Origin of the sequence: uncultured Pelagibacterium sp., assembly GCF_963972885.1 — a bacterium.
GTDB classification, from domain to species: Bacteria; Pseudomonadota; Alphaproteobacteria; order Rhizobiales; family Devosiaceae; genus Pelagibacterium; species Pelagibacterium nitratireducens.
Window position 1 is genome coordinate 1 of sequence record NZ_CAXAXY010000090.1, and the last position, 11875, is coordinate 11875.

Sequence of the window (11875 nt, forward strand, 5' to 3'; positions counted from 1 at the left end):
TGACGATCGCCTTGCCCTGAACGCATTTCAGGCCAGCCTCGATCACCTCCCATTTCGAGGAATCGATCATCACCGGCACGCGTGCGATATCGGGCTCGGAGGCGACAAGGTTGAGGTATTCGACCATCACCTGCTGGCTGTCGATCAAGCCTTCGTCCATGTTGATGTCGATGATCTGCGCGCCGTTTTCCACCTGGTCGCGCGCCACATCGAGCGCGGTGGCGTAATCGCCCGCGGTGATGAGTTTTTTGAACCGCGCCGAGCCGGTGACATTGGTGCGCTCGCCCACATTGACGAACGGAATATCGTCGGTGAGCGTGAAGGGTTCGAGCCCTGACAGGCGCAAACGCGGCTCGATCTCGGGGACTTGGCGGGGCGGATATTTGGAAACCGCCTGGGCAATCGCCGCGATATGTTCGGGCGTCGACCCGCAACATCCGCCCACGATGTTCAAGAACCCGTCGCGCGCAAATCCTTCGATCTGGCTGGCCATGAACTCGGGACTTTCGTCATATTCGCCGAACTCGTTGGGCAGGCCAGCATTGGGATAGGCGCAGACCAGCGTGTCCGCGATATCGGAAATCTCGCCGAGATGGGCGCGCATGGCGTTGGCACCCAGCGCGCAGTTGAGCCCCATGGTGAACGGCTTGGCGTGGCGCAGCGAATACCAGAACGCGGTCGGGGTCTGCCCCGACAGCGTGCGGCCCGAGAGATCGGTGATCGTGCCCGAAATCATCACCGGCAGGCGGATGCCCTTTTTGGCAAAGGTTTCTTCGGCGGCAAACACCGCTGCCTTGGCGTTGAGCGTATCAAAGATCGTCTCGATCAGGATCAGATCCGAGCCGCCATCGATCAGCCCCTCGATCTGTTCGCCATAGGCGATGCGCAACTGATCGAAACTGGTGGCACGATAGCCCGGATTGTTGACATCGGGGGAAATCGAGGCTGTACGGTTGGTCGGGCCGACGGCGCCGGCGACGAACCGGCGCTTGCCGTCCTCGGCCTGGGCACGGATCGCGGCGCGCTTGGCGGCCTGCGCCCCGGCGACGTTGAGCTCATAGGCCAGCGCCTCCATGCCGTAGTCGGCCTGGGCGATGGTCGTGCCCGAAAACGTGTTCGTTTCCAGAAGATCCGCCCCCGCCATGGCATAGGCGAAGTGGATATCCTCGATGATTTTCGGTTCGGTGATGACCAGAAGATCGTTATTGCCCTGCAGGGGTTTGGGCCAGTCGGCGAACCGCTCGCCCCGGAAATTTTCTTCCGAGAGCTTTTCGAGCTGAATCATGGTGCCCATGGCACCGTCGAGAATGAGAATACGCTCACGCGCCGCCGCCGTCAGCGCCGCAAGGATCTCCTCGCCCTCTTTGGCTGTACGGACCGGGGCCGATCCCGGCTGCAGCGCCTCAACGGCAATCGCTACGCCCTCGCCCATGCCGCCCATGCGCCCGTCAGCGGGAGCGTGGGTGTGGCCATGGGTACATCCGGGAGCGTTGCACATAATGAAATTCCGTTCCTGCGGGCTGATCCCGCGAAGTGATACAAAGACATAAAGATATCTTTATGTCAATTAAGGAGCCCTTCGAGAAGCCCCGCAAACCGGGCCACCCGTTTGTCCGTGGCATCGGCAAAACCGACAACGAGGCCCTTGCGTTTCTGCCCGGCGCAATAACTCGAAAGCGCTGGCGTTTCAAAGCCTTGATCGGCCAGAAGGGCCGCAACTCTGGTGTCGTCGACGTGGTCCGCAAACCCCATCACCGTCTGCAGCCCACCCATGGGCATGCCAATCGCGATGGCGCCGCCCAGCCTTGCACGCAAGGTCTCGACCAGCAACCGTCCACGGTCCTCATATAGACGGGCAATCCGTTTCAAATGGGTGACCAGCGCCCCGGTTTCAATCAGGTCCGCGTAAGCGGCCTGCGCGTGGATATTGACGCGCAGGCCCATATTGCGCTGCGCTTGTCTCAGTGGCCCGGCCAATGTGTCGGGCACCACCATATAAGCCAGCCGCAACCCCGGCAGCAGGCTCTTGGCGGTCGTGCCCAAATAGATCACCTCCCCACCCCTGCTGATCCCCTGCAGGGCGGCAATGGCCCGCCCCTGCCACAAAAACTCGCTGTCGTAATCGTCCTCGAGCACCACGGCCCCCTCGCGACGGGCCGCTTCGAGCAGGCCCATGCGCCGCTGCAGATTCATCCGCGCGCCGGTGGGGTAATGGTGCGAGGGCGTGACATAGACCAGCCGTGCCCCGCTGCCGGCCAGCGCCGCCGGATCGGCGCCCTGTTCGTCCACTTCCAGTGTGCGCGTCACCAGCCCCGCCCCGGCAAATGCCGTCCGCGCGCCGAAATAGCCCGGCGATTCCACAAAGCCGACCTCCCCCGGATCGGCCAGGCACTGGGCCACGAGCGACAACCCCGCCTGGATCGAGGGCACAACGATGATCTGGGCGGGCGAGGCGTTGACCCCGCGCTGGCGGGCCAGATGATCGGTCAGCGCCGATTTGAGCCGAGGCAGCCCATCGACATCGCCATAGATCGCCGCGTGCCCAAAGGATTGCCGCGCCACCCGCCGCAGGGTTCGTGCCCACAGATCGGCGGGAAACAGCGCTTCGTCGGGCGCCCCGGGTTCGAGCTGGCCTGCATGGCGCCCGCCCTCCCAGTTGCGCAGATCGCGCGCCAGCGCCTGACCGCGTTGCGACAGGCCGATATCCGGCCCATCCCCAACGAGCTCCGCGCCCTCTAGTTCGGCCCGCGCCACCACCTGCGGCGCGGCACCGGCCCGCACCGCGATCACCCCGTCGGCCCGCAACAAATCATAGGCCGCATTGACCGAATTGCGCGAAATTCCCAGCCCCGCCGCCAATTGCCGCGAGCTGGGCAGCACGAACCCGGCCCTAAGCCGCCCAGAGCGCGCCGCCTCGCCAACGGCGCGATAAATCTGCTCGGGCAACGGCGCGCCCGAGCGCTCCAGAACGATCAGACCTTCAAGCATCTGGAACCTTCAAATCAGAGCAAAGTGGACCTTACACAGAACCAGTTTATCACAGATAACTGGTCTCACGGCAAAGCCAAAACTTTAAATACACAAGGCACCAATATGAACGAGCACACCCTGCCGCCCTATGCCCGCGCCCGCCAGCCGCGCCGTGCCCGCTATGACGAGGAGACCATCAACGACATTCTCGATGGTGGGCTCGTCGGCCATGTGGGCTTCATCGCCGATGGCCGTCCCATGGTGGTGCCCATGGCCTATGCCCGCTGGGGCCAGACGATCTATCTGCACGGCGCCTCCAAGGCCCGCATCGTCGCCCTGCACAAGGATGGCGATCCGATCTCGATGACCGTTACCCTGCTCGAGGGCATCGTCGCGGCGCGCTCGGGCTTTCACCATTCAATGAATTATCGTGCCGCAACCATCCACGGCACAACGCGGCTGGTCACCGACCCCGGTGAAGCCGAAGAGGCGCTCAAGCTGATCACCGAGCACCTTCTGCCCTTGCGCTGGAACGAGGTGCGCCCCATGCACGACAAGGAGCGCAAGGCGACCGGCGTCATAGCGCTCGAGATCGAGGCGGCTTCGGCCAAAATCCGCCAGGCCCCGCCCGCCGACGATCCCGAGGATCATGACCTGCCGATCTGGGCCGGAGTGATCCCCATCATCACCGCCCTGGGTGCCCCAATCGGCGACGGTAAAACCCCCGGCGAGGTTCCGCCGCCGCCATCGACACACCTCGCGCGCAAGAAATTTGCCTAACGATTATGCAAATTGAAAACTTGCCTATTCACTTGGCAGAAATTTCTATCCATAGTCCCACAGCTTTCAACCGTTGGGACCGGACCGGTGCAACAAAGCCTGCCGCGCAAGGGCGACACAGTCGATGACATTGTCGGGCAACTGGCCGATGCCATTGTGGCCGGCCAGTTCCGTCCGGGCGAAAAGCTTGACGAATTGACGCTGGCCAACCGCTTTTTTGTTTCGCGCACACCGGTCCGCGAGGCGCTGAGCCAGCTCGCCGCCATGGGGCTGGTCTCCCGCCGGCCCAATCGGGGCGCGGTTGTGGCCGAATTGAGCGAGGAACATCTGGCCAATCTCATCGAGGTGATGGCCGAGCTCGAGGCGGTCTGCGCGCGCCTGGCCGCCGAGCGCATGTCCGGCCCCGAACGGCGCAGTCTCGAAGCCGATCACCTCGCCGCCGCCGAAATGGTGCGCCTTGGCCGTACCGACGCTTATGCCGCGTACGACACCTTGTTCCACGCCCGCGTGCAATCGGCCGCCCGCAACCCGCAATTGAGCGAAATGGCCGCCCTCTCGCGCTCGCGCCTCACCCCGTTCCGCACCGATCTCTTCGCCTATCCGGCCCGGCTGGCCCGTTCTTATGAGGAGCACGAAATGATCGTCACCGCCCTGCTGCAGGCCGATGGCGCAAGAGCTGAAACCTTGATGCGCCAGCACATTCTAGGCTCAAAGGCACAGATGACGCCGGTTCCGGTGGCGCGATAGACCGGCGGCGCGGGCCCGGAAAACCGGATCGTCGCCACGCCCATACAATTGAATCGATTGCCACAATCCCGATTTAAGTCCTCCCCACTATAAGAAGGATTTTTACTTAGCTTTATTATAGTATGATTTTATGCAAAACGGTTCCAATTCCGACCCCCGGCTCGACGAAGGGCTCGACCCTGAACTCATCGCCTTTGTCGACGACATCCTCGCCGCCTATGGCAGCTTTCCACCCTTCCAAACCCTCGATATAACCGCCCAGCGCAAGGTGGCAGAAGCGGTGCGCGCACCCTGGGCTAAAGGCGGCCCGACGCTTTGCCGATCGGCCAACCGGGTCATCGGCCAGTTGCGCGCCCGCATCCACATACCTCGACCCGGCCCGCTGCCGGCCCTGATCTATCTGCATGGCGGCGGCTGGACATTTTTCAGCCTCGATACCCATGACCGGCTGATGCGCGAATATGCATCGCGCGCCGGCATCACGGTGATCGGTGTGGAATACCCGCTGGCCCCGGAAACCAAATTTCCCAACCAGCTCACCCTTCTGGCCGATCTGGTGCGCCTGCTGGCCAATCGTGGCGACGAATGGGGGATCGACGCCCCACGGCTGGCCATTGGCGGGGACTCGGCCGGCGCCAATCTTGCCCTCGCGACAGCGCTCACCCTGCGCGAAAGCGACTATGGCGACGCGCTCGCCGGCCTGCTCCTCAATTACGGTGCCTTCGATGCCCGCATGGACAGCGCGAGTTATCGGCTTTTCGCCGATGGCCGCTATCTCCTCGCCGCCTCGGAAATGGAAGCGCTGTGGTCCAATTATGTCCGCGAGCCCGCCCAGCGCGCCGACCCCTTCGTCAGCCCCATCCTCGCAAACCTTGCGGGCCTGCCGCCCATTTTCATGACCATCACCGACCTCGATATCCTCCGCGACGAAAATCTCGCGATCAAATCGGCGTTGGAAGCGGCCAACGTGCCGGTGTCCGGCGGTCTCTACCCCGGCTCGATCCACGCGTTTCTCGAAGCATCCTCGGTCTCGTCCCTCGCCGCAGGGGCGCTCGACGATGGGGCTGGCTGGCTCAAGGAAAGGCTCGGCGTTCCCTCTTAGAGCCAAGGATTTGTTGAATCAAACCCATGGCTCCAAGTCGTTGTTTTGTCGTGTGTCCGAACCGCAAAACCGTTTCCACTTTTGCTGGACACGCTATAAGCCTTTGCTTTGTCGCGTGTCCGAACCGCAAAACCGTTTCCACTTTTGCTGGACACGCTCTGGAGTCCGCACCCCAGAGCGCCTCAGGCTTCGTACTGCGCGTCCGACACCGGCTCCATCCAGTCGACCGTCTTGCCGTCCTGCACCTCGTGGATCGCGATATGGGTCATGGCAATATCGGGCGCTGCGCCGTGCCAATGCTTTTCCCCCGGCGCAAACCAGACAACGTCACCGGGCCGGACGTCTTCGATCGGCCCATCCCAACGCTGAACCCGTCCGGCGCCGGAGGTAACGACAAGCGTCTGCCCCAGCGGATGGGTATGCCACGCCGTCCGCGCGCCCGGCTCGAACGTCACGGCCGCACCCTGAACGCGCTCGGGGTCGAACCGGTTGAACAGCGGATCGATCCGCACTGTTCCCGTAAACCAGTCCGCCGGACCTTTTCCCGATACGCTCGAACCTGCCCTGATGATCTCCACGGTCTCTCCTTGCCGGTTCTTACGCCTTGTCCCGACGATGATAGGTCAGCGCCATGCATAGACACAACCAAAGCGGCGTCTCCACCAGACGGGTCGACGCAGGAACGATAAGAGCCCGATTGCCCTCGAAGGTAAAGCTCTCGGGGAAATGGGTTCTGAAATTTTCAATCAGGGCAGTGCGACAATTGACAAAGATCGCGGCTCTGTCGGGCGCCAGTTTCGATACGCCCAGCCGGATCGTCGTGCCCGAACGGGTCTTTTCGGTCAGATAAGCCGGCTCGCCCCATTTGAGGGTTTCAGTGAGAGGGCCAACGCCGTCCGTTGCCGATGCGACCGCAAAGATCATCTGGCGGATGTCGAGCAATTGTTCCCCGATCCGCTCGGGATGACGCGATAGCGCCTGCGCTATCTCAAGCGGCACCGGCGGCGCGCTCACGGCACAGCCTTGAGGGGCAGATGGATGTCGGTGCGCAACTGGCTTTGTGGCACGACGCGCGGATCGTCGAGATAGACTTCAAAGATCGGCGCGTCATCGGGTTCGTGCCCCGAACCGGGCAGCCAGGTGCCCAACAGCCAGCGATAGGCCCCACGCATATCGGCATAAGGGCCGGTATAGTGCAGCCGCACATAAAGCCCGCCGCGCAAGGTGGTTGGGACCATTGGCGGATCGATGGCCACGCCCTCACCAATCGGCAGGCAGGCGCGCGAGCGAAGCTCTTTTTCAGGGCCAAGATCGGGATCGTCGAAAAACACACCGATCATTTCCGGCGCCGCGGGCAACGCCTGACGCACGGCAAGCTCGGAAAACAGCCGCCCCATGGCGTGGTCTATTTCCATGTAGCTGCCGATGTGATCGATCCCTGCACAACGCCGTTCGCCAAGCGTGACCAACTCGACGGCAAATCCGTCGGCATCGGCCGCTCCATTGGCCCGCGTGAACGCTGCGTGCGACCCCGCCTCGCGATAAGCCGCCGGGCTCATATCGAAGACGACCCTGAAGGCTCGTCCGAACGTTTCGGTCGAACCATACCCCGCCCGGCCAGCGATCGCGCCGATATCTGCCGCAGAATTGGCCAGCCGGTCGGCGGCGCGCTGGAGCCTGAGACGGCGCACGGTCGCGACAATCGTCTCCCCGCGCATCGCCGAATAGATCCGGCTCCAGTGATAGGGCGACAGACACGCAATCTCGGCCAGCCGATCAAATGAAATCTCGTCTTCGAGATGAGCAAAGATGTAATCGTCAACCCGATTCAACCGATCGAAATAACGCGCCTGTGTCTGATCCTTGGCCATTGCTTCCTCCGCAGTCAAAACCATAGCCAGACTGCCATGACACCAACAGACAAATCCTGCGCAACAGCGGCGCCCAAGCGCCCCCCTTGCGCTCGCTCCTTTATGCTTGGAAACGCCTAACTTTGATCGGCAACCTTGATCTAGTCGGGCCAGCCCACGCACAATAGAATTATCGGAGACAATGGCGCTTTAAGGCCAAGTGCGCTTGCGACTGCTCCATCGTCAAATCCGCCCACCCACACGCTTCCCAAACCCTCGGCAACGGCCTGCAGTTGAATGTTCTGAAGAGCGGCGCCGGCTTCAAGGTAAACATAGCGCGCGCCCCGAGCGCCATATGGTCTTTGTTCGGAAAAAGCCTGGATCGGGCCGAGCATGTCTGCACAAACTACAATGATACAGGCGGCGTCCGTAATCCATGCAGGGCTCCCGATGCTGGCTTCGCGCAGAGCGGAACGGGTATCCGGCAGGTCCAGTGGTGTCAGCGACAGGTCAGCCGAAGATACGTCATAAAGTCCTTGAGCCAGTCCACTCACATTATCGGCCACGATACGCATTCGAAGCGGGTGCAATGAATGGGCGGAGGGGGCGGTTCGTTTGCTCTGGTCGCCGGTGATGCCTTGTGCAGCCCAAATCAACCGTTCAAGTGCTTCCAAGGCAACCGCCTTATTTGAGAACTGGCGAACCGTTCGGCGCTGTTTCAAAGCATCAACGAGCGAAATTTCGGCCAATTGCGAACTCCTGTTTCCGTTGCCGGAGGCGTACCGCACGCGCGGCGTCCACGACAAGCCAGAATCCGGCGCCCGGCAGCGCACCCGGTCGGCGCCACGGCACTCAGCCCCTCGTCGTCCTCATGTTTGGCCCGCTTCATGCCCTTTGCGCCACCTGGCGCGCTTCTTGATGCTCCGCCTGCTCTCCCCCCGGATTCCTGTTCGATCGTCTAGGCGCCCACTATTGCAAATCATTCTCATCTGCAATTGACTCTTTGAGAATGATTGTCATATTCAATTGCATATTCCCCGTAACGTGCAATACTGGCCCCATGCTTTCCCGATCCATTCTCCTCGCCCCCCTTTCCTTGCTCCCCTTCGGCGTCTCGGCGCAGGAGCCGGTTTCCGTTGTGGCCACCGTCGGCATGATCGGCGACATTGCCCAGACGCTGGGCGGCGACTGCATTGCCGTTCAAACGATGATGGGGCCAGGCATCGATCCGCACCTTTATCAGGCCACTGCCCGCGACGTGCAGACGCTCAACCGGGCCGATCTGATCCTTTATTCCGGCTATGGGCTGGAAGGTCAGCTCGGCGATGTCTTTGCCCGCTACGCCGAACGCGTGCCCACGCTGGCGGTGTCCGAAGCGGGGATCGCGCGCGAGACACTGATCACCACCGACAATGCCTATGGTGTCGATCCGCATTTGTGGATGGATGTCTCGCTCTGGGCCAATATCGTGCCGGTCATGGCCGCCCAGCTTTCCGAACGCGCGCCCGATTGCGCCGCCACCATCAGCGCCAATGCCGAGGGCTATGGGGCCGAACTTGCGGCGCTTGATGAATGGACGCGTCAGACCATTGCCTCGATCCCGCGGACCCAGCGCATCCTCGTCACCGCCCATGACGCCTTTGCCTATTATGGCCGCGCCTACGATATCGATGTGGCCGGCATTCAGGGGATTTCGACCCAGTCCGAAGCCGCCATCGCCGATATACGGCAAACCGCCGATTTGATCGTTGCGCGGGAAGTGCCTGCCATTTTCGTTGAATCCACGATCAACCCGCGCACCATTCAGGCCGTCGTCGAGGCGGCCAACCAGGCCGGCCAGCCGGTGGAAATCGGCGGGCAGTTGTTTTCCGACGCCATGGGCGATCCCGACACGGCCGGTGGAAACTATATCGGCATGATCCATGCCAACACTGCCACCATCGCCGAGGCGCTGGGCGGCACGCCCGCACCCCTCCCTCAAGCGCTTGCAGATTGGGCTGCCCAATGGTCGATCGAATAAACCCCGACCTCCACGAGCCCGGCCTTGCCGTGCATGTGGAGGACCTTACGGTCTCCTACCAGTCAAAGCCGGTGCTTTGGGATATCGATTTCGATATCCCGCCCGGCGTCATGGCGGCAATCGTCGGCCCCAATGGCGCGGGCAAATCCACCCTGATCAAATCGATCCTCGATCTGGTCAAACCCACCGCCGGGCATGTCACCATCCATGGCCGCCCCTATTCCGACCAGCGCCGCAAGGTCGGCTATGTCCCCCAGCGCTCCAGCGTCGACTGGGATTTTCCCACCACCGCGCTCGATGTGGTGACGATGGGGCTTTACGGCCAGCTCGGCTGGCTGCGCCGCCCCGGCCGCGCCGAACGCGACAGGGCCATGGCCGCGCTTACCCGCGTCGGCATGGACAATTTCGCCCACCGCCAGATCAGCCAGCTTTCCGGCGGCCAGCAGCAGCGGGTATTCATCGCCCGCGCGCTGGTTCAGGATGCCGACGTCTATTTCCTCGATGAACCCATGGCCGGGGTGGACGCCACCACCGAACGGGCAATCGTCAAAATCCTTCACGCCCTGCGCGACGCGGGAAAGACGGTGATCGTCGTTCATCACGATCTCCAGACCGTGCGCGATTATTTCGACTGGATGGTGATCTTGAACGTGCGCGTCATCGCCCAGGGGCCGGTGTCCGAAGTCTATACCTCGGACAATTTGCGCAAGGCCTATGGCGGCCAGATCGCGCTGATCGACCGCGACGCCACCTTAGAGACCACCCCCTGACCATGGTCGCCCTCCTCTCCGATTACACGATCCAGAACGTTCTGATCGGCGCCGCCCTGCTCGGCATCGTTTCGGGCGTATTGGGCAGTTTCGCCGTGCTGCGGCGGCAATCGCTGCTCGGCGACACGCTCTCGCACGCCGCCCTGCCCGGCATCTGCCTTGGATTCCTGATCGCCGGAACGCGCAGCCTGCCGGCCATCTTGATCGGCGCGCTGGTCACCGGCGCGCTGGCTGCGCTGATCGTTCTTGCGCTGAGCCGCACCACACGGCTCAAGACCGACGCGAGTCTCGGCATCGTGCTCTCGATATTCTTTGCGCTGGGCATCGTGCTTTTGACCTTCATCCAGAACGCCGGCAACGCGGCACAGGGCGGCCTTGAATCCTTCCTTTTCGGTCAGGCCGCCGCGATCCTGCGCTCCGATCTCTACGTCATGGGCGCCATCGCTATCGTCGCGCTGGCGCTGGTCGCAGTGTTCTGGAAGGAATTCAAGCTCATCACCTTCGATCCGAGCTATGGCAGAACCCTGGGCCTGCCCGTTATTGCGCTCGAGGCGGGGCTGACCACCATGATCGCGCTGGCCGTGGTCATCGGGTTGCAGATGGTCGGCGTCGTGCTGATGGCCGCAATGATCATCGCGCCCGCCGTCGCGGCGCGGCAATGGACCAACCGGCTGGGCATCATGGTCGGCCTCGCCGCCCTGTTCGGCATGATCTCGGGCGTATTCGGCGCTCTGGTCAGCGCCACAGCACGAGGGCTGGCCACCGGCCCGCTGATCGTTCTCGCGGTGTCGGCAATCGTGGTCATCTCGCTGTTTTTCGCCCCCGAACGCGGGTTGCTCTCGGCCCTGTTCCGCCAGCGCGAAAACAGCAAGAGCCTGCGCGGTCGCCGTGTGCTGGCAACGCTTTATCGTCTCGCCGCCGAACACAACGACCCAACCTATCCGGCCGAGCAGACAATGCTGGACGCTTATCATGGCACCGGCACCGCCGCCGCGCTCAAACGGCTCCAGTCGCGCGGTCTGGTCGCCGCAACCCGCCACCACCCCGAGCCCACGCCCCACTGGACATTGACCGAAGCCGGCATCGCCGAGGCCCGGTCCGATCTGGGAGGGGCCAGCCAATGAACGCCATGCTGTCCGCCTTTTTCAATTCGCCCGACGCCATGATCATGCTCACCGGCGCGCTGGTCGGCATCGCCGCATCGGTTCTGGGCACCTTCCTCATCCTGCGCGGCGCCTCGATGCTTTCGGACGCCATTTCCCATTCCATCGTTTTCGGGATCATCATTGTCTGGATGCTCACCGGACAGGCCAGTGGCCCCGTTCAGATCATCGGCGCGGCGCTGACCGGATTGCTCACCGTGGCGCTGACCGAGCTCTTGACCGCCACCCGCCGCGTCAAGGCCGATGCGGCCATCGGATTGGTCTTCCCGGCCCTGTTTTCCATCGGCGTGCTGCTGATTAACATCTACGCCCGCGACGTCCATATCGACCAGCACACAGTGCTGCTCGGTGAAATCGGTTTCGTCTGGCTCGATACCTATGAGATCGGCGGCTATCTGGTGCCGCAGGCCGTCGTCTGGATGGGCGTCATGGCCTGTCTCAACCTTGCCTTCGTTGTGGGGCTGTTCAAGGAA

13 protein-coding genes are annotated in these 11875 nt (G+C 62.6%); 7 read left to right on the plus strand and 6 right to left on the minus strand.

Going from position 1 to position 11875, the window contains the following annotated elements; genetic code table 11:
• Nucleotides 1-1441: homocysteine S-methyltransferase family protein (locus tag AACZ55_RS12955; protein ID WP_339646735.1), on the minus strand; the 1441-nt coding region annotated here is incomplete at its 3' end.
• A gap of 122 nt (nucleotides 1442-1563) precedes the next feature.
• Nucleotides 1564-2988, minus strand: coding sequence for a PLP-dependent aminotransferase family protein (locus AACZ55_RS12960; protein ID WP_339646710.1), 1425 nt, complete (start codon nucleotides 2986-2988; stop codon nucleotides 1564-1566).
• 105 nt (nucleotides 2989-3093) lie between these two features.
• On the opposite strand from AACZ55_RS12960, the gene AACZ55_RS12965 reads away from it, so the two are divergent.
• From AACZ55_RS12965 to AACZ55_RS12975, 3 genes are all read left to right on the plus strand, one after another.
• On the plus strand, nucleotides 3094-3750 hold the full coding sequence (locus tag AACZ55_RS12965; RefSeq protein ID WP_339646713.1) for a pyridoxamine 5'-phosphate oxidase family protein: 657 nt from the start codon (nucleotides 3094-3096) through the stop codon (nucleotides 3748-3750).
• A gap of 87 nt (nucleotides 3751-3837) precedes the next feature.
• Nucleotides 3838-4497 (plus strand): GntR family transcriptional regulator, encoded by a 660-nt coding sequence (locus AACZ55_RS12970; protein ID WP_339646716.1) that lies wholly within the window; start codon nucleotides 3838-3840, stop codon nucleotides 4495-4497.
• Between the two features lie 130 nt (nucleotides 4498-4627).
• On the plus strand, nucleotides 4628-5599 hold the full coding sequence (locus AACZ55_RS12975; protein WP_339646718.1) for an alpha/beta hydrolase fold domain-containing protein: 972 nt from the start codon (nucleotides 4628-4630) through the stop codon (nucleotides 5597-5599).
• Nucleotides 5600-5781: 182 nt separating this feature from the next.
• Here AACZ55_RS12975 and AACZ55_RS12980 read toward each other — a convergent pair whose 3' ends face one another.
• The 4 genes from AACZ55_RS12980 to AACZ55_RS12995 form a co-directional block, all read right to left on the minus strand.
• Nucleotides 5782-6177 carry a cupin domain-containing protein gene (locus AACZ55_RS12980; protein WP_339646721.1) on the minus strand — a complete coding sequence of 132 codons (396 nt, stop codon included), beginning with the start codon at nucleotides 6175-6177 and terminating at the stop codon, nucleotides 5782-5784.
• Between the two features lie 19 nt (nucleotides 6178-6196).
• Complete coding sequence (locus AACZ55_RS12985) at nucleotides 6197-6613, minus strand: DUF1801 domain-containing protein (RefSeq protein ID WP_339646724.1); 417 nt, start codon at nucleotides 6611-6613, stop codon at nucleotides 6197-6199.
• Nucleotides 6610-7470, minus strand: coding sequence for an AraC family transcriptional regulator (locus AACZ55_RS12990; RefSeq protein WP_339646726.1), 861 nt, complete (start codon nucleotides 7468-7470; stop codon nucleotides 6610-6612). The genes AACZ55_RS12985 and AACZ55_RS12990 overlap by 4 nt, the downstream gene beginning before the upstream one ends.
• A 140-nt stretch (nucleotides 7471-7610) precedes the next feature.
• On the minus strand, nucleotides 7611-8198 hold the full coding sequence (locus AACZ55_RS12995) for a SagB/ThcOx family dehydrogenase (RefSeq protein WP_339646728.1): 588 nt from the start codon (nucleotides 8196-8198) through the stop codon (nucleotides 7611-7613).
• A gap of 311 nt (nucleotides 8199-8509) precedes the next feature.
• Here AACZ55_RS12995 and AACZ55_RS13000 point away from each other — a divergent pair, with 311 nt between their 5' ends.
• From AACZ55_RS13000 to AACZ55_RS13015, 4 genes are all read left to right on the plus strand, one after another.
• Nucleotides 8510-9469, plus strand: coding sequence for a zinc ABC transporter substrate-binding protein (locus AACZ55_RS13000; RefSeq protein ID WP_339646730.1), 960 nt, complete (start codon nucleotides 8510-8512; stop codon nucleotides 9467-9469).
• Nucleotides 9454-10239: a metal ABC transporter ATP-binding protein gene (locus AACZ55_RS13005; protein WP_338609607.1), complete on the plus strand. Its 786-nt coding sequence runs from the start codon at nucleotides 9454-9456 to the stop codon at nucleotides 10237-10239. Before AACZ55_RS13000 ends, AACZ55_RS13005 begins: the two co-directional genes overlap by 16 nt.
• Nucleotides 10240-10241: 2 nt before the next feature.
• On the plus strand, nucleotides 10242-11363 hold the full coding sequence (locus AACZ55_RS13010) for a metal ABC transporter permease (protein ID WP_338609606.1): 1122 nt from the start codon (nucleotides 10242-10244) through the stop codon (nucleotides 11361-11363).
• A partial coding sequence (locus AACZ55_RS13015) for a metal ABC transporter permease (protein WP_339646733.1) occupies nucleotides 11360-11875 on the plus strand: 516 nt, incomplete at its 3' end. The genes AACZ55_RS13010 and AACZ55_RS13015, both read left to right, overlap by 4 nt.